At 37.6% G+C, this 20,086-nt stretch carries 17 protein-coding genes and 1 pseudogene; 6 read left to right on the forward strand and 12 right to left on the reverse strand.

Annotated features, from left to right (window positions below):
• Positions 1–44 precede the first annotated feature (44 nt).
• Positions 45–1,208, forward strand: a complete 1,164-nt coding sequence (gene ispG / locus E4O00_RS07745) for a (E)-4-hydroxy-3-methylbut-2-enyl-diphosphate synthase (RefSeq protein WP_253676821.1) — start codon at positions 45–47, stop codon at positions 1,206–1,208.
• Complete coding sequence (locus tag E4O00_RS07750) at positions 1,205–2,335, forward strand: tetratricopeptide repeat protein (protein ID WP_253676822.1); 1,131 nt, start codon at positions 1,205–1,207, stop codon at positions 2,333–2,335. The genes ispG and E4O00_RS07750 overlap by 4 nt, the downstream gene beginning before the upstream one ends.
• Here E4O00_RS07750 and E4O00_RS07755 read toward each other — a convergent pair.
• From E4O00_RS07755 to E4O00_RS07765, 3 genes are read right to left on the reverse strand one after another with little or no spacing between them, the layout of a single operon-like run.
• Positions 2,332–3,135: a zinc dependent phospholipase C family protein gene (locus E4O00_RS07755; protein ID WP_253676823.1), complete on the reverse strand. Its 804-nt coding sequence runs from the start codon at positions 3,133–3,135 to the stop codon at positions 2,332–2,334. The two genes, E4O00_RS07750 and E4O00_RS07755, sit on opposite strands and share 4 nt — an antisense overlap.
• 3 nt (positions 3,136–3,138) lie before the next feature.
• Positions 3,139–4,704: a BCCT family transporter gene (locus E4O00_RS07760; protein ID WP_253676824.1), complete on the reverse strand. Its 1,566-nt coding sequence runs from the start codon at positions 4,702–4,704 to the stop codon at positions 3,139–3,141.
• On the reverse strand, positions 4,694–6,481 hold the full coding sequence (locus tag E4O00_RS07765; RefSeq protein ID WP_253676825.1) for a phosphotransferase: 1,788 nt from the start codon (positions 6,479–6,481) through the stop codon (positions 4,694–4,696). The genes E4O00_RS07760 and E4O00_RS07765 overlap by 11 nt, the downstream gene beginning before the upstream one ends.
• A 235-nt stretch (positions 6,482–6,716) precedes the next feature.
• On the opposite strand from E4O00_RS07765, the gene E4O00_RS07770 reads away from it, so the two are divergent.
• Both E4O00_RS07770 and E4O00_RS07775 read left to right on the forward strand, forming a co-directional pair.
• The gene (locus tag E4O00_RS07770) at positions 6,717–8,141 is read left to right on the forward strand and encodes an alanine/glycine:cation symporter family protein (protein ID WP_253676826.1); all 1,425 of its coding nucleotides are present in this window, start codon (positions 6,717–6,719) and stop codon (positions 8,139–8,141) included.
• Between the two features lie 62 nt (positions 8,142–8,203).
• Positions 8,204–8,602 carry a GrdX family protein gene (locus E4O00_RS07775; RefSeq protein WP_253676827.1) on the forward strand — a complete coding sequence of 133 codons (399 nt, stop codon included), beginning with the start codon at positions 8,204–8,206 and terminating at the stop codon, positions 8,600–8,602.
• A 45-nt stretch (positions 8,603–8,647) separates the two neighbouring features.
• Here the strand turns inward: E4O00_RS07775 and E4O00_RS07780 are convergent, their stop codons facing one another.
• Positions 8,648–9,460 carry a hypothetical protein gene (locus tag E4O00_RS07780; RefSeq protein ID WP_253676828.1) on the reverse strand — a complete coding sequence of 271 codons (813 nt, stop codon included), beginning with the start codon at positions 9,458–9,460 and terminating at the stop codon, positions 8,648–8,650.
• Positions 9,461–9,512: 52 nt separating this feature from the next.
• Here E4O00_RS07780 and E4O00_RS07785 point away from each other — a divergent pair, with 52 nt between their 5' ends.
• Positions 9,513–10,700, forward strand: a complete 1,188-nt coding sequence (locus tag E4O00_RS07785; RefSeq protein WP_253676829.1) for an HD-GYP domain-containing protein — start codon at positions 9,513–9,515, stop codon at positions 10,698–10,700.
• On the opposite strand, the gene E4O00_RS07790 is transcribed toward E4O00_RS07785, so the two are convergent.
• The 7 genes from E4O00_RS07790 to E4O00_RS07820 are packed head-to-tail and all read right to left on the reverse strand — an operon-like array spanning position 10,692 to position 17,000.
• Complete coding sequence (locus E4O00_RS07790) at positions 10,692–11,201, reverse strand: Smr/MutS family protein (protein ID WP_253676830.1); 510 nt, start codon at positions 11,199–11,201, stop codon at positions 10,692–10,694. The two genes, E4O00_RS07785 and E4O00_RS07790, sit on opposite strands and share 9 nt — an antisense overlap.
• A 13-nt stretch (positions 11,202–11,214) precedes the next feature.
• Positions 11,215–12,642 carry an SH3 domain-containing protein gene (locus E4O00_RS07795; protein WP_253676831.1) on the reverse strand — a complete coding sequence of 476 codons (1,428 nt, stop codon included), beginning with the start codon at positions 12,640–12,642 and terminating at the stop codon, positions 11,215–11,217.
• Positions 12,591–13,205, reverse strand: coding sequence for a tetratricopeptide repeat protein (locus tag E4O00_RS07800; RefSeq protein WP_253676832.1), 615 nt, complete (start codon positions 13,203–13,205; stop codon positions 12,591–12,593). The genes E4O00_RS07795 and E4O00_RS07800 overlap by 52 nt, the downstream gene beginning before the upstream one ends.
• On the reverse strand, positions 13,189–14,157 hold the full coding sequence (locus E4O00_RS07805) for a vWA domain-containing protein (RefSeq protein WP_253676833.1): 969 nt from the start codon (positions 14,155–14,157) through the stop codon (positions 13,189–13,191). The genes E4O00_RS07800 and E4O00_RS07805 overlap by 17 nt, the downstream gene beginning before the upstream one ends.
• Complete coding sequence (locus E4O00_RS07810) at positions 14,154–15,152, reverse strand: VWA domain-containing protein (protein ID WP_253676834.1); 999 nt, start codon at positions 15,150–15,152, stop codon at positions 14,154–14,156. Before E4O00_RS07810 ends, E4O00_RS07805 begins: the two co-directional genes overlap by 4 nt.
• Positions 15,145–16,071, reverse strand: a complete 927-nt coding sequence (locus E4O00_RS07815; RefSeq protein ID WP_253676835.1) for a hypothetical protein — start codon at positions 16,069–16,071, stop codon at positions 15,145–15,147. The genes E4O00_RS07810 and E4O00_RS07815 overlap by 8 nt, the downstream gene beginning before the upstream one ends.
• Positions 16,056–17,000 (reverse strand): DUF58 domain-containing protein, encoded by a 945-nt coding sequence (locus tag E4O00_RS07820; protein WP_253676836.1) that lies wholly within the window; start codon positions 16,998–17,000, stop codon positions 16,056–16,058. Before E4O00_RS07820 ends, E4O00_RS07815 begins: the two co-directional genes overlap by 16 nt.
• Positions 17,001–17,121: 121 nt before the next feature.
• Between E4O00_RS07820 and E4O00_RS14255 the strand changes: the two genes are divergently transcribed.
• On the forward strand, positions 17,122–18,165 hold the full coding sequence (locus E4O00_RS14255) for a hypothetical protein (RefSeq protein ID WP_371922687.1): 1,044 nt from the start codon (positions 17,122–17,124) through the stop codon (positions 18,163–18,165).
• On the opposite strand, the pseudogene E4O00_RS07825 reads toward E4O00_RS14255, so the two are convergent.
• Positions 18,114–20,081: pseudogene (locus E4O00_RS07825) on the reverse strand (tetratricopeptide repeat protein); the annotation flags it as partial. The gene E4O00_RS14255 and the pseudogene E4O00_RS07825 overlap by 52 nt on opposite strands.
• Between the last annotated feature and the right edge of the window lie 5 nt (positions 20,082–20,086).

Raw genomic sequence — 20,086 nt, forward strand, 5'->3', positions numbered from 1 at the left:
CAAATACCTAAACAAAGAGACTTTTCTGCCGATAATGGATTGATATGAACTCTATAAAAATACCGCGTACAATTCATATAGGCGGAAAAGGACTGGTTAAAAAACTTACTCTCGGCGGGACTTCCCCAATCTTGCTTCAGACCATGTGGAAAGAAAGCCTTTTGGGTGCGGATCTTCATTCTATCGCAAAAAGATTAAACGAGTTCGAGCAATTAGGCTGCGATATAGTACGCTTTGCCGTTCCCGACATGGCTTCCGCAGAGCAGTTTGTAAAACTCACCCGATTGACTCCGATGCCCCTCGTGGCGGATATTCATTTTGATTATAAGCTGGCCCTAAGATGCATGGACGGGAACACGGCAAAAATACGCATAAACCCAGGAAATATCGGGTCAAAAGAAAAGACCGAAGCCGTTATACAAAAAGCAAAGGATACGGGAACCGCAATCCGTATAGGAGTAAATTCGGGGTCTCTGCCTTCAGACTTAAAAAAGCAAATAGAAGAAGCAAAAATGAGCAGGCACCCCGATAAGGATAAAAGAGCCTTTGAAGATGAAATTTCCGTTTTAAGAGCAAGAGCTCTAACCGAGGCTGCGGCAAGAGAAATAGAAATATTTGAAAAAGCCGGTTTTAAAAATGCCGTTGTATCTATGAAGGCTTCCAATGTACGCGAAACAATTACGGCAAACGAAATCTTTGCCGAAAAATTCGATAATCCTCTGCATTTGGGCGTTACTGAAGCAGGCCCTCTTATTCAAGGTATCGTAAAAACCACAATAGCATTTTACCGGCTTTTGGAGCAAAACATAGGTAGCACCATAAGAGTAAGCCTTTCAGACTCATGCGAAAATGAAATCATCGCCGGAAGAGAAATATTAACCGAATGCGGCAAAAGGCAGGGAGGAATAAGACTCATATCCTGTCCGCGATGCGGAAGAAAGGGCTTTGATGTTCAAGGTTTTGTAAAACGCTGGCAGACAAAACTCCTGTCCGAAAAAAAAGACATAAGCATTGCCGTAATGGGCTGTGTGGTAAACGGCCCCGGAGAGGGCAAACATGCCGACCTTGGAATCACCGGAGCGGAAGACTCCGTTATCATATTTAAACACGGATCAATAACTAAGCGTTTGGATTTAAAAAATTTAACCGAAGAAGAAAAAATCGAGGCTGTAGATACGGCCTTTAAAGAGGAGCTTCAAAGTTTATGAAAAAACAACTAAAGAAAATTTTTATTATATTTTTGATCTTTTATTTTTCGGCCGTTTTGTTTTCTTTGGATACGATAGATGAAGACGAAAAACCTTGGCATCTTTTAGAACAGGCAAAAATACAAATAGAAAAAGGAGAGTTCGGTATTGCCCTCCATTTAACCAATAAGGCCAGGGATCTACACAAGGCCCGGACAGAAAAAAAATATAACCATATGTTCAACTCCTTAAAACCTAAAAGAGTAAAACTGGAAGGCGACAATATTTCGGATGTATATGCAATTTTAAATAAAAGAGAAGATTACGATGCATGTAAAATTTTGGATGATATTTTTTTAACTCATCCTCCCGTATTTTTTGATAAGTCTATTTCAAAACTGATGGCTTGGCTTGAAAAACGCAAGGCCTTTCCGGAAACCGATTTTTTGGCAGGAAAAATTTATTTTGCAGAAGGAGACTATGAACAAGCCATGCACTACTATAAAGAGGCTTGGAATGCACGTATGTTTTTGGAAATCCCTGATGAAAGATTCAACATAATCTATTCTCTTGCAGACACATCAAAACTCTTACACAGGTATGATGAACAAGAAAAATATCTTTTACTTGTTTTAACAGAAGATCCGATATACGGAACCACAAATTTGGAAAGCGATCCGCTTCAAGCAATGATCAAAACAATAACTTCAGAAAAGACAACCGAAAAATTCTTTTTGCTTTACAGAAATAAAAATCCGATAGCTTTAAAAGCCTACATGGATTTAACGGACATTTATTTGGAAGCAGGCAAAAACAGAAGAGCTCTTGCAACGGCAGTTCTGGGTTCAATAATAACCATAACAAATCTTGATGAAGTTATATCAAAAGATGACTATAACTACGAATATACCGAATTTGCAAATCTGCTTCACCGTCTTCATAGAAGACAGGATGTGGTTTTGTGGGCCGAGCAACAAAATTTTTGGAGAGCTTTTATGAACCTTGCAGACTCGCTTTTAAAAAACGGGAACAACGAGCAGGCATTTTATCTTTACTCAAAGCTGGCAGAATCTATTCCTTCAATAAAGTATGCACAAGAAGCATTATATAAAAAAGAAGAGATTACAAAAAACAATAAATCTCTTTAAGAAAAATTATAATTAAAGCGTTCTAAAAACGGCTTATTATCTTTAATGCTTGCAGCAAAATTTTCCATTAACCCGGCAGTGATTTCTATCGAGTTATTATAAAGAGAAAAAAGCTTTTGATTTGTGATTTTACTTTTGGCATTATCCCGTGTTCTAATAATATGCCCCTGCAAAAAATTATATAGACCTAAGACGCTAATCAATAATAGTTTTAAAATCTGTGACAGTCTTGTAGGTGCATAGAAAAAGCGTTTACCAATCTTAAATGTACGGAATGAACGTAAAATATCTTCTTTCGTTATAGAGGGTAAAAGCCCTTTGTAAATATTGGCAACGGCTTCTGCTTCTTTCTCATTTATATCTATATAATTATGAGCCTTGTACCTAAGAGGATGAAGCCCCTCATGCTTCAGCAAAAATTTTTCAAATTCCATTTCGATCTCTGCATGATCTCTTTTCATTTCGGAGACCATATCATTTACATAGGGATGACAGCAGCTGTCCAAGCCGAAATGACCGATAAAACCCATCATATATGAAAACTCGTCGGTATTCGGTTCAATTTTTATATCCTTCAATACGGCATCAAAAAAATCTTTACAGTTTTTATTATGAATCTCAGTTGCAAGCTGCAAAACAGAATTATTGTTCTTTTTAAAGGGCTTATGAAAATATAAAAAATCGGGCCCCTGCAAACCTAGATTGTATAAATTTTTATTTGAAATTTCTGCGGCCGTCTTTTCAGACAATAGGGCAAAAACCTTTTGTCCATGCATATAATGTGCGTAAAAATCAGGCATATCTTACCTATATCCCCCATTGTGCTTAAGTTCTTTAAAAAGGCTTATAACTATCAGTATTATTATAATCCCTAAAGGAAAGGCTGCTATGATAGAAAGACTTTGAAGCTGGTTTAAATTGGTACCTACAAGTATTAAGGCTGCAGGCAGCATAATAAAAACTATAGCCCAAAAAGCACGCAAGCCTTTTTTAGGTTCGGCATGTTTTTCCAAATTCTTTTGAGAGTAGGAAGCTATTACAAGAGTAATCGCATCAAATGTACTGGAATAAAAGGCTATCATAGTAATTATCAGCACCCCCAAAACAAGTTTTGCATAAGGGAGTGTATTAAGAATTTGCAGGATAACATGAGAAGGATCGGTATCTTTTATGGCAGAAGCGGCATCCAAAATTCCGTGAGCCTGCAAATGAAGTCCGTAATTTCCGAGTATTATAAAAGAGCAATAAGTTCCTGCAATACCGCATATAAGGCCTCCTATGATGGTGTTTTTTATTGTGCGGCCTTCGGAAATTGTTCCTATAAAGAATGGAGTTGCAACAAACCATGCTATCCAATAAGCCCAATAAAATATTGTCCAGTTTTGAGGAAAGCCGGATCCGCCCTCTCCCGAAATACGCAAAGGGTCCATCCATGTAGACATGGAAAAAAAGTTTTGGATAACCTTTCCGATTCCTGTTATGCTTGTTTCGATTATGTATATTTTAGGCGAGGCTATAAAAACCAATCCTAAAAGAACGCAAAAAGAAATAACCGAAATCTTTGCAAGCTGTGAGATTCCCTTTAAACCCAATAAAACGGCAGCCGTGTATACCGCAGCTATTATCAAAAGAATGGCAAGGGTTAAAATCTTTCCCTGAGGGATTCCAAAAATAGTAGACACTGCCAAGGACAAAAGAGGCGTCGCAAGCGAGAATGTTGTAGCCGTCCCTGCCAATAGTCCTATTACTGAAAAAACATCTATCATCTTTCCTATGGGGCCGTCAATCCTATCTCCGAAAATCGGACGGCAGCTTTCCGATAGCTTTTGCTTTGTTCTACCCCTGACATGAAGCATATAGGCAAAGGCAACGGCAGGGACTATGTGAAAGGCCCATGGCGTTATCCCCCAATGAAATAAGGGATAAGCCGCGGCCCAATCCTGCCTTTCTGCAAGAGAAAGCGATGCCTGACCGAAGGGGCTTTCTCCAAAATAGTATGTCCACTCTATAAGCGACCAATAAAGAATATCGGCGGCCATAGTCGAGGTAAAAATCATAGAACCCCAAGCAAAATTCCCGTAACGTGGTTTTTCCATATTTCCAAGCTTTACCGTTCCGAAGCGGGAAAAGGCTAAACCTATGGCTGTAAAAACAAGGCCCAAGCCTAGCAGAATATAAAAAAAGCCTAACTTATTTACAAAAACATACCAAAGAGCATCTACAGCCTTCATCGACTCTACAGGAAAAAACAAAACCAGGACCGTCAAACAGATTATTACTGCAAGGGGCAACACAGTGATAAGCCAGTCGATTTCGTTTTTATCCTTTAATTCAAGAGCCTTTACTCCTAATTCATCTTCAGTGTTCATTATCGATAATCTCCTTTACTTTTTTATAATAATCCTTTGCATATCGGTACATCTTTAAACCGTAATCCCCAAAACTCACGCCCAGGGCTTCCTTATAACAAGTCCAAAGAGCCCACAAAAAGCCTGAAAGAGCTACATAGCAATAGATACGAATTCTTTCTTCTTCTTTTGCAGGTCTTTCAAAATAAAGGTTCATAAGATTTTCAAGCTCCTTATTATCGTAATAAGAATATATGGCAAACATAGCTATATCTATAAGAGGATCGCACATAGCCGCATACTCCCAGTCAATTAAATGCACATCATTTTCATTGATTATAAAATTGTCAGGAACAAGATCTATATGGCTTAAAACATGAGGTTTTTCAATCTTTTCGATTATTTCCAAAAGCTCATTCATCAAAAGCCTTACCTCATGGTAGTCATGATAGAAAATACCATTTTTCTCCTGTGCAAGCCTTTCATAATAATTCATCCGCTCACGGAGATCAAAGGAATGGTCAACTTTTAAGCCTGACTCATGCAGGCGGCGGGCAACATTCATACATTTTTTTAAATCTTCAGGATTGCGGGCTTCTGCATTATGCGAGTTGGGAATAAACTTGGTTATCTTTACTCCCTTTTCGGGATCGAAGTAAATAATCGAATCGCTTAAATTTAAAGAAGAAATAGCCTTATAAACATCGTACTCTTCTTTTCTATTTATAAGGGCTTCAGTTCCCTCCCCCGGTATTCTAAAAATATACTCCTCCCCCTCAACTTCAAACAAAAAAGATTTATTTGTCATTCCGAATTTTAAGGGCTTTAGATTTGTGATACTGTGCTCAGGACGCTTAAATACATTTGAGATAAGCTCAAGCCATTTATCATGGGATGAAAGAAGATAGGATGAATCAAAGAGACGGATATCGTCAAGAGATTCGAATTCGTATACCTGATGCTCTCCCTGTTTGTTTGCAAACATGGTGAGTTCTTTTATATTCCGCATATAAACATCTTCCCAGTACCAATCATCTGTATCTTCACTTTTATAGGCTTCTTCAATCAAGGGCCGAATCTTGCTGGAAAATTCTTTTGAAAAATAAACAGGACCGTACATAACCCAGCCGTTTCGGCCGCCAACCTTTACATCCATGATTTTATCATGTAAGCCTGTTTTTAAAATCCACTCCTTTGTTTTACCTGTTACCTTAACGGCCGAATACCAAGAATCATACTCATGGGAATGATACATATTTTCCCTAAGCCAATTATCGCTTGAAAGAATATAGGTACTTTTTAATTTCTCTCTTACATGGTAAAGGGTGGAAAGATTATTTTTACTCTTAAAATCGGGATTATATACGAGCTTTACGCCGTACTTATCTATTAAATATTCAAAGGTTTCCTTTAGATAGCCTACAACTATGGTTATGTCCTTAATGCCGGCAGCCTGCAATTGTTCAATTTGTCTTTCGATCATTCTTTCGCCGAAAACTTCCAACAAGCCCTTAGGAGTTGCATAGGTTAAGGGAACAAAGCGTGAGCCGAAACCGGCAGCCATAACTATAGCATTATCAACCCTGCACTCTTCAAAGGCATTTAAAGCCTTTTCGGTAAGCCTCTTTTTTCCGAAAGGCGGAACCCCTTCGGTATATAAAAAATTATCATGCTCCATATCGAACAAAATTTTATTCACATAGGCCAACGATATTTTTAAGGTCTTAGCTATATCTCTTTGAGAGATATCCATATCTTTTTGCATGAGTTTTATAATTTGAAAATATCTTCTTTTCATATCTTACATTATACAAAAAAAGCGTTCAAAGTCAAGTCTTTTAATATAAAAAAGTGAACATAGAGAGTGAGCTATATTAGGCCCCATTTCTGCAGATAGAATTCTATATAAAAGTATTTTATTTTATACATCAATATCTTGACAAGTTGCAATTTTGATTGTATAGTTAAAGCCGCTTGTTTAAAATGTTCAACAAGTTATATCGCTATATGCGTAAAAGGAGTGTAATCGCACTATGGAACAATTTTTACAAAATCTTACAAGCCTAGTTTCTTCGGCTAACGGATTTATTTGGGGTGTTTACTTCCTCATTCCGCTTCTATGCGGTACCGGTTTGTTCTTTACAATCCGGTTAGGTGGAGTACAGTTTACAAAATTCGGAAGCGGCTGGAAGCGTCTTTTCAGCAACTTTTCATTAAGCGGTAAAGAAGCAGGAAAGCACGGTATGAGTTCTTTCCAGGCTGTTGCAACAGCTATTGCTGCACAGGTTGGAACAGGAAACCTCGTAGGTGCTATGACAGCCCTCATCATGGGCGGTCCCGGAGCTATTTTCTGGATGTGGCTTGCAGCCCTTGCCGGTATGGCAACAAACTTTGCAGAAGCTGCTATCGCTCAGATCTACAAAACCAAGGATGACTCCGGCCAGACAGTTGGAGGTCCTGCATACTACATTTCAGAAGGTTTAAAGAACAAGGTCGGAGACGGCTTTGCAAAATTCCTTGCCGGATTCTTTGCCATAGCAATCATTCTTGCTCTCGGATTTATGGGTAATATGGTTCAGGCCAACTCTATTTCCGATGCCTTCCAAAACGCCTTCCACGTTCCCACATGGATTACCGGTGCAGTTCTTGCAGTTATCGCGGGTGTTATCTTCATGGGCGGTGTTAAGCGAATTGCTTCAGTTACAGAAAAAGTAGTTCCTCTTATGGCTATCGTTTACATTGTAGTCGGTCTTATCGTTGTTATTATCAACGCAGGACAGATCCCCGCAATGTTTGCCATGATCTTCAAGGGAGCCTTTGATCCGAAAGCTGTTTGGGGCGGTGCCCTCGGTTTCGGAATGGGACGTGCAGTACGATATGGTGTTGCACGAGGTCTTTTCTCCAACGAAGCAGGTATGGGTTCTACACCTCATGCCCACGCTGTTGCTGATGTAAAACACCCGGTAGAACAGGGTGTTTTAGGTATTGTTGCAGTATTTATCGATACTTTCATCGTTTTAAACGTTACTGTATTTACCGTTTTAAGCTCAGGCGTTATAAAATTTGAAAACGGTGAAGCTACTATGAAGGGAATCAAGCTTGTTCAGGAAGCTTTCTCACAGCACTTATTCGGACCCACATTCGGCTACCTTTTCATCGCTATCTGTCTTCTTTTCTTTGCCTTCTCAACAATCATCGGCTGGTACTACTTCGGCGAAACAAACATAAGATACCTATTCGGAACAAAGGGACTTATCCCATATCAGCTCCTAGTAGTTATCTTTATCTTTATCGGAAGCTTGCTTAAGATCGACTTGGTTTGGGAATTGACGGACTTCTTTAACGGAATTATGGTTATACCTAACCTTATAGCCTTGCTATTATTAAGCGGAACCGTTGCTAAGATCTTAAAAGATTACAACAAGGGTCTCCCCTACGACGCAAGTCAGTATAAATAAGCAATAAAATAGGGCAGCTCAAGCTGCCCTTTTATCTTTACTTTTAATTCCGAAACACAAATATGCAAAAAGATTCACAGACAAATAATCAAAGACTTATTATTACAAATAATCCCAAGGTCAAGGCCTTTTATGAAGAAGATAGAACAGGCTTAAAAAACCGATATGAGCTTAAGTTTTTAGACTCAAGGGATGAGGTTTTTCGAAATGTAAGGGATTTAATTCATTCTAATTGGAAGCTCTTAAACCATGCTATGGCAGGAAATATTCCTCTTCACAAGCACCCTTACCGCAGTATGGCCTTGGAAGAACAAGAAAGCCTTGATACAAACTCCCTTCTTCTTTGGGAATCGGCAATGGAAAGGGTAAAAAGAGGTAAAACCCCGCCCTATCCGGATGATGTCTTGGAAGACTTCCAAGAACTGGACTATAATTTATTTTCAGGCTCTGTCAAATTCTAAAATATCTTCTAAATTCATTTATATTAAGCATAATTTTTGATGAATTTAGAAGAAGAGCCAAGCTGTAACATCATCTATTATCTTTGTTAAAATCATTATATGTATTTCTTGTTTTTCTGACTCTATGTAGGCCTTCCATGAATCGCGCGTATAGTTTTTATTCATAATTGAACGCAACAAAAGATCTTTTTCTTTTGTTTCTTCATCGCTTAGATGAGAATATCCTTTTAAAACATTAACAACAAAATAAGTACTTAAGCTCTTAACTAAGGGATTTTTTGCAGTATCAGAAACCTTAGTAAATAAGGCGGCACTTTTTTCATAATTTTTCATCATCTGAAGGGAAAGAGCCGAATAAAACTCAATCCATTCATTTGATGTTGTTTTTAAGCCGGCTAAATAGGAGGTAAATTCAAAAACATCTTGGTAATTCCCCGAAATCATCTTAGCTGCCGCAAATTTGGGACCAAGTTTTGATACATAACTTGGTTTATGTTCTTTTAAAAAGTCTGCAAACTTATTCATTGAGGCAAAATCACCTAAAAGGAGGAGGGATTCGGCTAAAAGCCTTGAGTTTTTGTAACTTATTTGTTTTTTTGTGTAGATTTTTACCTCTAGCATAGAGGCAAGGGATGACCAATCTTCGGATTCTATATATTTGATTAAAAGCCTGTTGTTTACAAACATTATATTTACGAACAAAATAAGAATCAAAAATACCGGCCCGAAAAACCAGTTTGTCTTCCAAAATTCTCTCATAAATGAACCGTCAGCATAAAACAAAGGAAGAAAAAAAACGGTAAATAATAAAAAAATTAGGACGATATTAAAAATAATAAATAGTACTTTTAATTTCATATAAAATCCTTTATAATGGTATATATATATTGTACTACAGGAGAGCAAATAAGTGAATACCTATAATGCAGAACATACAAAAGATTTATCATTTTTTAATAAAAATGTCTATTTAGATAAGAAATTTTTGCTGTTAATTCCGGAAACTCCGCTTACCGCCGAACTAAAGGCTATTTTAAACGAATGGGACTTTTCTCTCCTTTATTCTGACGGGGAACCTTCAAGTTTTATGAGTGTAAGAACCGATACTTCAGCAGGAAAAGATGTTCTGGACTCAAGCAAGGAAAGCGAAATAATTTCGGAAAAACTAAAAAAACAAAAGGAAATTCTGGAAGAAACGGAAAATAAATTCTGGGACTTTTTAAGGTTTACCGATAAAATTTTTACCGATTATACGATGAAAAAAATTCTGGATCCGCGCTTTGTTTTTGATAAAATAAAGGAACTTTGCGATTTTGTAAAAAACGAAAGAAAAAATATCATGCTCATCGAAATGCAAAAATACAGCTCTCCGACAAATTATTTGGTTATGCATTCTTTGAGATCTTCAATTTTTGCCGTTATTATAGGACTTCAGCTTAAAATGCCGCCTCATAGGCTTATAGAACTTGGAGCCGCCTGTCTTTTGCACGAAATAGGTATGTTCAGGCTTCCGCCTCAATATTATATGTATGATGCACCCTTAAGCGAAGAAGGCAAAAAAGCCTTGTTTACTCATCCTGTTCTATCCTATAATATTTTAAAAACCTCTTCTTTTTCTTTGCCCATATGCTTAGGCGTTTTGGAGCATCATGAAAGAGAAAACGGACTCGGATATCCGAGGGGGCTTACGAGAGAGAAAATTTCGATGTACGGCAAAATCATAGCCGTAGCATGTTCATACGAGGCGGCCACGGCTCCCCGCCCATATAAAGAAGCTCAAGATGCTTCATCCGGAATTGTCGAAATGATAAAAAATACAAACGGACAATATGATGAAACTATCTTAAAAGCCCTGCTTTATTCTTTGTCCTTTTATCCTGTCGGAATGTATGTACATCTTTCTAACGGCAAAATAGCCAAGGTAATAGATGTAAACCCCGATGATCCGAGATTTCCCATCGTGCAGATCTATGGCGAAACAACTCCTACGGGCGATCCCGTAACTGTACAGACAAAGGCAAAAGAGCTCGCCGTAAAAAGGCAGTTATCAAAAGAAGAATTAAAGAGCATTGACCGGAACTCCGGGGCCTTATTTTAGGATTACCCATGTAGAGCCGGTTCCTCCGTCGGCATTTTTCGGATGGCCGCACTCGCCTGCCCTCTTATGTTTTTCAAGATAGATGCGGACAAAGGGGGCAAGGACGGCTCCGCCGCCTGAATGATTCCCCTTGCCGTGAATAATTAAAATTTTCTTTAAGCCCCTACGTATGGAATTTTCAAAAAAAACATTTAAAGCGGCTTCAGCTTCATCGCAGGTCATGCCGTGAAGATCTATTTCATCTTCACATCTCATCTCTCGCAACATTTTCCGTTGCTTGGCATAATCGATATTGTGCATGGCTTCTTGAGCATCCTTATCGTGGACTCCATATCTTCTTAACCACATCTCCATAGGATTGATCTTTTTTGAATTATCTTCCTTGGCCTTGACTCCCTGAGTTTTTTTATTTGAATGTTCGTCTTTTTTAATCTGCTTTTTCCCGTAGGGCTTTCCGGTTATTTTGTCCCACTCGTCCAAGATTGATCCGAAATCTTTCATTGTTCTTTCCATCCTAATCGGTTATAATAAATTCGCATTTTTTTTGCCAACCGCCGGTACCGTCTTTTTTTTCGATAAAAAACCATTCGGCAGTCTTTTGCTTTACAATAACGGTTTCCCCTATTTCCAATGAGCTTACCACAGTTCCGCTGGTTTCGGGTATGTGATAAAGTAAATGAGGGTCATCATTGTTTAGCGGTATATAAACGGCTCTTTCATATTGTCTTGAATACAAAAAAATTAAGGCAAAAACCAAAATCAAACTTAAGATTAAAAAAATCTTAGTTCCTATATTTTTCTTTTTATATAATATAAAGTAGATTGATACAGCAAATAAAATACAGAATAAAGACAAAAATATTTTTTTTAGAATTAAAGATCTGACGCTGAAACTTTCTTTTAAATTTAAATCTTTTTCGTATTCAAGTCTTTTACTTTTTATTTTTCCGGCAAAAATACGGCCTGATTCTTTTTTACGAAGCTCTGCAATTAATGAAGCTTTTTCCTTTTTTTCTTCAAAAGTGTTTTTGTTGTTTTTCAATTTGCTTTGACCGAGTTCGTTTTTACCGGCATCTAAGGCTAGGCTTAAACTTTCATAAGCTGTTTTTTCGTCACCGCTTATTTCTTCTTTTCCAAGATTTCCTTTTATTACATTTACAGTTTGCTCTTCAATGTAAACTTTGCGGGAAGTTTTTGAGTCGGAAGAAATGCTTATCTGCGGCATCGGAAGACTTACCGTACCTGATTTAAGAGGTGTCCAAAAAAAATAAGAAACGGTCTTCCATCCTGTTTCGTCTATAATTTCATTATCTATCTTAGATGCTTCCAATTCTTGAATAATCTTTGCATCTTCCAAAATTGAAGCTTCAGGAGCTTGACAGTTTATATCCAAGCCGGAAGGCCTTCCCTCGCCTTGAAAATAATCATAAAAAAATCCTTTTAAAACAATGAGGTATTTTTTCCCTTGTATTATTTTTTCAACGGGAGCAAACGAAGAAACATCCAAAATCTGCCATTTAAACATTGTATCCTTTGATAAGGCCGGAGGCTCTACCTGAATGGAAAAATTTTTAAGTTTAGTTTGATAGTTTCCTATCGTCAAATAAGGAACAAGTTCAAAGTTTCCTATTCTTTTTAATTTATACTTATTAGTAATTAAAATACCGCCGTACAAGGAATTTATACCGGAATCCAAAAATTCAAGAGCTTCATCATCATCCAAAATAATTAGCTTAGGCACATCAGAAGATCTGTAAGAATAGTCATCCAATTTTACTTTTATTTCAAAAACGGAATCTATAAACAAAGGCCCAGAAGAAAAAGAAACTTCTATATCATCTTCTATTCCGGCATAGAGAATACTTGGGTAAAACAAAAAAAGAAAAAGAATTAATAATCGAATGCCTGATGCTGTTTGTTTTCCTGTTCTTTTTTTTGCCATTGCTCTTTCTCCTTTTTTCGTATTAAATTTAAAATTGTCTTTTCAGATAAATCGTCTTGTTTATTTTCGATAACGGCAGCTCCCTTTGAATTTGCAGGCTTGTCTTTTTGTTTTTTTTGATAACGCATACTCAATTCAAAATTGATTTTAGCATCTACACTGTCCGGCTTAAGTTCAAGGGATTTTTTAAAAAACATGACGGCTTTTTCGTATTCATGATTTTTAAATGAAATTATTCCTTTTTGATAGTAAATATAGGAATCCAATCTTTTATCGGTATTCTCCTTGATATTTTCAAAACGGGCAAGAGCCGAGGAATCTTCATTTTGCATAAGATAAAGAGAGCCTATCGCAAAATCGGAATAGTCTTTTATTTTTTCATCATTAATTTCTTTGCCTAAATCTACCGATTTAAAAAATTTTGATGCAGCTGTGTTCCAATCATTTTGTTTCCATGCAAGATATCCCGAAAGGAAATTAAGCCTGGCCTTATCGATTTTACTGCATGAGGATATAAAAAAAATAAAAACAATTATAAAGATGACTTTATTTATTTTTGCCATAAAAGGATATACCGCCCAAACATAAAAAAATAAAAGAAAGTAAAAGCATTTCAAAATTCCGTTTTACAGGTTCCTGTATATAAACCATTTTTTCAAGCCCCTCTACGCCTGTATCTATTATTTTTAAAATGCTTTCTATAGCTCCGGAACTTAATGCCGGTATATACATACTTTCACCTCCGGCTATATTTGCAGCCTTTTGTAAAAATTTTTCTTCCAATCTTGCTTCCCTGAATTGAGTATTTCCCTTTTCATCAAAGACATTTATCTTAATGTCTTCAAGAGTACCGAAGCCTGCAATGATAAGCACCGCATCCGTTTTTTTTATTTTTTCTGCAGCATTTAAAAGAGAGCCTGATGTTTCGCCGCCGTCAGTGCATAAAACTATTATTTTTGAGTTTCCCCTGTTTTCTCCAAAAGAATCCAAGGCCCGTAAAACTCCGGCTTCAAGGTTAGTGCCTGAGGCAGAAAGGATTAGAGGGGATAAGGCATCAATAGCGGATGAAACGGCATTTTTTTCAAAACTTAAGGGCACCGATAAAACGCCTTCACCCTTTGTAAGCACAAGTCCTACAGCAGGCTCATGAGAGGTTGTATGCATTTTTTCAAGCAAGACTTTTAAAAACTGTCTTTGCACAGCAATACGGCTGGGTTTAATATCCTGAAGGCTCATGCTTTTTGAAATATCGGAAACAAACATAACCGATACCCCCCGCCTCCTTACGGAAACAGGTTTTGAACCCCAAAGGGGACAGGCCAAACCTAAGATCATAAAAATCCATGCAGCCGAAAAAAACATGGTTCTTATCTTAGCCTTTTTGATTATTTTTTTTGTATTCTCCAAGCTCGAATAGGCCTTTTTTATTTTTTTTAGGTTGATATAAAAAATGAACCATGCAGGAATTAAAAATAAAATAAAAAACATATACCCCGAATTTTCAAAAGCTATCATAGATATACCCTCATAAAAATTCTGCGTAAAATCCACACAAGAAAAAAAGAAATTATTGCGGCCGATAAAAAATAGTCATATAAATTATCTTCAATAATCTGTGTAAAATTCGACTGGGCAGCAGGCACCTGTTTTGATATTGTGTTAAAGATTCCTTCAAGAATTTCGGGGGAGGAAGCCGATGCATATTTTCCGTTTCCGTATTGAGCTATTTTTTTTAATTCAAATTCGTCAAACTTGGAAAAGATAGAGCCCAAGTATGTCTTCCCCGTTTTTCTGTCTGTATACTCCAAGGTTGTATAGCCTGAGTTTCCTATTCCTATAACATAGAAGCCGATGTTTTTATTTACCAAAACCTCTGCAGCCGTTTTCGGATTAATTTCGCCCGTGTTATTTTCGCCGTCAGTAAGTAAAACAATGTATGAAGAGTTAAGCTTAGCCCGCGTCATATAGGCAGAAGAAACAGCAATACCCATGCCGATTGCAGTACCTTCTCCCAACTCTCCTATACTCAAAGAATCAAGGCGGGATAAAAATACCTTATGGTCGATTGTAGGAGGCACAATCAAAGCTGCAGAACTGGAAAGAGCAGTCAAACCGAAAGAATCCCCCGGATACTTTGCAACAAACTTTCTGATAATTTTTTTTGCACTTGAGATCCTAGTTTCTCCGTTCATATCCTTTGCAGCCATAGAAGGACTTATATCCAGCAAAAACATTATCGAACTTCCAGCATCAGTATAAACCTGTTTGTTTTTAAAAATCACCGGCTCGGATATTGCTATTATCAAAAGAATAATACCGCAATACCAAAGAAGATAAGATAATAGATTCCCGAATTCAATAAGTTTATTTTTTTTAGGAAAAAAGCCCTTCCAATTAACCAAATTTAATTTTAACTCGGGGCTTGTAATAAGACCGCTTTTTTTTAATATAAAAAACAAGGGAAAAAATAAAATCAATAACAGCATAAGGGGATGGTTAAAGCTAATCATTTGAAGCCTCCCCTTTTTCTTTTTGGCTTGAGTTCATAATTTTTTGAACTTCGGATTCTGCAATTTTTATAAGCTTAAAAGTTTGATTTAAAAAATACATACTTTCCATTTCAAAATTAATTTCTTTTAGCTCCGTATTTCCGAAACGGAGAGCTTGAAGTTTAAAAAAGATTTTTTCAAATTCAAAGTAAACTCCGTATGTATTTTCGAATTTATTTTTAAGGTTTTCCAATATTTCCGAATAGGTAAGACAGTCCCCCTCCTCCGATTTTAACACCTTTGCAGATGATGTCAAACTAAAACAATATTTTCTAAAAGCAAATTCAAATTTCTTTAACCAGTCCTTTCGTTTTGTAATTACCTCAAAACTATCGGCAGAAGAAACGGAAGACACAAGCCGTTTTAATTTTCGCAAAGATTTATTCAAGGCCTTAATTCTTATCCTTTGAGCACGCGAAAAAGAATAAACAAAAAAATGTTTTCTTACCGCAGAAAAAATCATTATCGAAGTAAAAATAAATACACCGCTTATTGAAGCGATAAGATAAAGCAGATAACTTGTACCGGGCAGTAAAAGAGGAGGACGCGGAGGCTGGATAACCTCAACATTTGCCGTTTCCAATATTGAAAAAATAAAAACTTGAGGCATCGGATCATAAATACCGGCCTCAGTCAATGGAGGAAAAGAAATAGGTCCGGTTTCCCATGGAGTAAAATTTATGGATATGTATTCTTTTTTTTCCTGTTTTTTAATTTGAATGGAGGTTACATCCATAAAAGTATTTTGTTTTATCTTATCAATCTTAAAAGAGCCCGACATTAAAGCGGAAGGATCAAAAGATTGCAAGGCATCAATGGGAAATAAAAATTCTGCGGAGTCCCCCACAAAAACCTGTTGGGGAATTAAAATGCCTTCCATACATCTGCTCCCAACTTGGCTAAATTATTTTTTGAAATACGCTGATTGCTTTGTTTAGATAAAAAGAAGTCTCCCAATACTTTTACGGTATCTTCATTTACATCGAGTAAGACAGGATTTGCAAGGGAATGTTTACATGTATTTTCCCATCGCGATATTTCTTCAGTAAAATTTTTTTTATATTCCATCTGAAAGGTTTTAGAGCCCGTAGGCAAGAGCATCCTAAAATTATTTTCAGGGTCTTTAAATCTTATCGAACCCGCTTCCGGTAAAAAAGAATCGATGGAGCCGCTTATCCTGACGCACACAACATCATGTTTTGCCGCCAAGAGTCCAAGCTCCTTTTCATAGCCCTCAACCTTAAAATCCGAAATGATTATCACCAAGGAGCGTGACCGCAAAATCTTGGAAGCAGCCGTCATTGAAGAAGCAAGCTGAGTTCCCCTTACAGGCTTTCGGTTTTTGTAAAAGGCAAAATCTTCCATAGATTTTAATACGGCCAAAATATGCTCTTCTCCGGTCCGAGGAAGGAATAAGGGCCCCTTTTCTCCGTCAAAAAAAAGAGCTCCGACAGGGGAAAACATATGTCTCCCTGCAAAGGCTAGGAGGGCCGCCGTTTCGATAGCTTTTTCCTTAGGACTGATTTTATCTAGCCCCGGCTCCATCGAAAGCGAAAAATCCAAGCACATAAAAATGCTTAAATCCCTTTCTTCGCGGTACATCTTAACAAAGGTCTTACCGCTGCGTGCCGTAAGGTTCCAATCAATGGAACGCACATCATCTCCGGTCTCATATTCCCGTACCGAGTCAAATTCTATTCCTTGACCGCGAAAAGCCGAACTGAACCCGCCGGACCGTAAGCCTTCAGAAATCGAAAGAGAAGAGATTTTAAGCTGTTTTGCCCTTTCTGCGATAAAACCGGTTTTCATAAGTTTATATTTTAGTATTAAAACGAGTTTTATTCAAGATATGCAAAAACGCCGGCTTAAAGCCATAAGAGCAAACATCGGCCTCTTGATTTTTTTTTTAAAAAGACCGAAAATATAAGATATGAAGAAAGGTTTGATTTTATTTTTATTTTTTGTTACATCTTTTTGCTTTGCAGAACAACAAGCTCTTACAGGAGAATCTATTACCGGAGAAAATGAACAACCCCAGCTCGTACCCGAGGTAAGGCCCGATAAAACTGGTTCCGAAAAAATAGAATTTTCCGAAAAGCCGCAAGCCCTGCAACAAAATGAGAACTTTGCCTTTCTGTCCTTTTCTATTCTTACAAGGGAAAAATCGGTAATGATCAGCTGGAAAGCAAGACCTGAGGGAAAAAATTTAATTCTTTACAGGTCAACAACGGCCTTTTCATCAATCACCTCCCTTGCCGAAGCTGTTCCGATTGCAAACATAACCGATGACGGACTTCCCTTTTTCGATTATCCGATTCCCGGAATACCCTATTATTACGCTATTGCCGAAGAAAACGAAATAGCCTCAGGCAAGATTCAGTTTATAAACGGAATAAACACGATTAATAGTCCTGTCGAAGTTTTCGGTTCTTCCGAAGAAAAAGAAAAAAAACATATTGCCGTACAAAACCGCCCTATTCCTCTCCCCTTTTTAAACCCTTCAAAGCACACAAAAAAAAGGACGGAATTTTTTTCCTCTCAAACCGAAACCATTATAAACGCACTTACGGCGGAAAAAAGGGATTTTAGGGAATTTATTATATCTTCTCAAAGACTTGAACCATACATCTTTCCTGACGACAAAAAAACGCCTGACGGCGGTGAGGGTATGGAATTGCAAAGAATTCTGAATGAGCATTTTTATACAAAAAACTGGCAAAAATGTAAGGTTGAGCTAAGCAATTTTTTAAGAATACGCAGGACTTCCAGGGTTTCCGCAAGGACGCATTTTTATATAGGGCAGACCCTCTTTTTCCAAAACATTTATGACGAGGCCCTCTTGGAATTTTTTGACAGCCCAAGACCTGTATCCGTCTCAGGCAAAAGAATGGGCGCATTATTGCCTTGTAGAACTAGCGAATTTTTTCGAAGAAGTAAGAGTAACAAAGAATTTTTTTGGCCGACATCCGTATAATCTTCAAGCTCTTTTTGTTTTGTCTCTTCGCTAAAAAGAATTACGGAATCTCCTGCATTCATTCTATCATAGTAACCGTTTCTCTTTAAAATCCCCTCGGATAAATTTTCCTCTGATTTTGAAGGCTCAAAATAGCCCAAGAGATCAGACGGATCAAAAACCATACCCAGACCTTCTTTTTCGATAACCAAGCAGTCCTTTCGTATAACGGCAATTTTTAAATCCTTAAAATCAGAATCGTGTTTGCCGATATCGATTACGGCCTCATTTTGATAGCGGTTTATAAGCTTGCCTACAATGGGCATTGCCTCATTAAGCATTGAAGAAAGCCGCCTTATGCCGTTTGAAAAGCGGTCATTGCCTGAACGGTAAACGGTAAATGTTTTTGCAGGAGAACCTGTACGCGAAACATAAAGCTCCAATATGATTTGAATATCCCTTCTGTTCTCTTTAAGCCTTATAATGCCGAAGTAGTCCTGATTTTCGGTACGCGATTTTTTTGAAGCCTCACGGTAAGTTACGGGCTTATCCGAATAAGAAGTTATTTTCAGTCTCGGATTATAAGAAAAAATATCCGAGGTAAGGATTTGAGTTATACGCTCGGCCTCAGGATGTAAAACATTCGAGCTTTCCATGGCGTAAAATAGGCCTATGGATATGTGTGCCTTATCCAAATAAAGCGGATCTATACGCCACTTTGATTGAATAGAACCTAAAAGATATTTTTCATAGGCCTCAACTGCATCATTTACCCTTGTATTGCTTTTTGCTATGGACTGAATAAAGAGCATCTGTTCCAAATATCTTTCGGGATAGCCCAGACGGAGCAAGATACCTGCATAAGCCTCCCTGCTTTCGACATCATAAGGATATATTTTTAAGGTACGCCTGTACTCATAGAGGGCCTGATCGGTCATATTCCTGCGGGAAAAGCCGAGGGCTCTTTCGGCATGGTATTTTGAAAGCTCCATACGGAAAGAATCTTCAAAATTTAAATTTTCTATGGCGATTTCTTCTAAAAGACAGCGCATTATTTCATCATCGGCATCCAAGGAAAGGCCTACCTTAGCGGCATTTATGGCATCCCCGTACCGTTCAAGCCGCCTTAAACTCAAGGTTTTTAAGTACCAGGCATCTGCCCTGTCCCTTTTTTTTGAAATCCTCATGTCCGAAATCTTTATAACTTCTTCATAACGTCTTTGTGCATATAAAATTGAAGCTAAAAGAGCATAGGCCTCATCATAATCTTCTTTTAGTTTAAGAGCCGAATAAATACGGCCTTCTGCCTCTTCAAGTCTTCCGTCAAGGGAATTTAAATAGGCTGCAAAATAGTGGACTTGAGGGTTATCCCCATGGTATTTTAAGGCCCGTTTTATATAGTCTTCGGCCTGCTTAACATTTCCGGCCTCATAGCTTACGAGGGCTAAGGAAAGAAGGGCCTTTCTGTTTTCACCCTGACGCTGAAGGTTTTGCTTATACATCTCTGAAGCAAGATAGAGCTTTCCTTGGGAAACCTCTATTTCGGCCAAGCCGAAACGGGCTTCGGGATTGTTGGGATATTTTTTTAAGACTTGATTAAAAAGAACTTTGGCTTCATCTATTTTCCCAAGGCCTACTAAAATAAACCCGTGGAGGTTTTGTAAATCGGGATCATCTTTTTTATATTTGCGCGCCGATTCTGCAAAGGATAGGGCCTGGTCGTACTCGTCGAGGGCATAAAAACATTCTGCAAGCCCTTGATATACCAAATTATAAGAGGGGTTTTCCTTTAAAGCGGATTGGTACATTTCGATAGCCCCATACCAATCTTCATTAGCCTGATATTCCGCACCTTTTTGATATAGGTCTGCAGGATTACAAAATAAAGAAGCTGAAAATAAAGCAATAAATATAAATCCGAAAAAAGGCTTTTTCATAACTT

This window comes from Treponema sp. OMZ 788 (assembly GCF_024181245.1).
Taxonomy (GTDB): domain Bacteria; phylum Spirochaetota; class Spirochaetia; order Treponematales; family Treponemataceae; genus Treponema_B.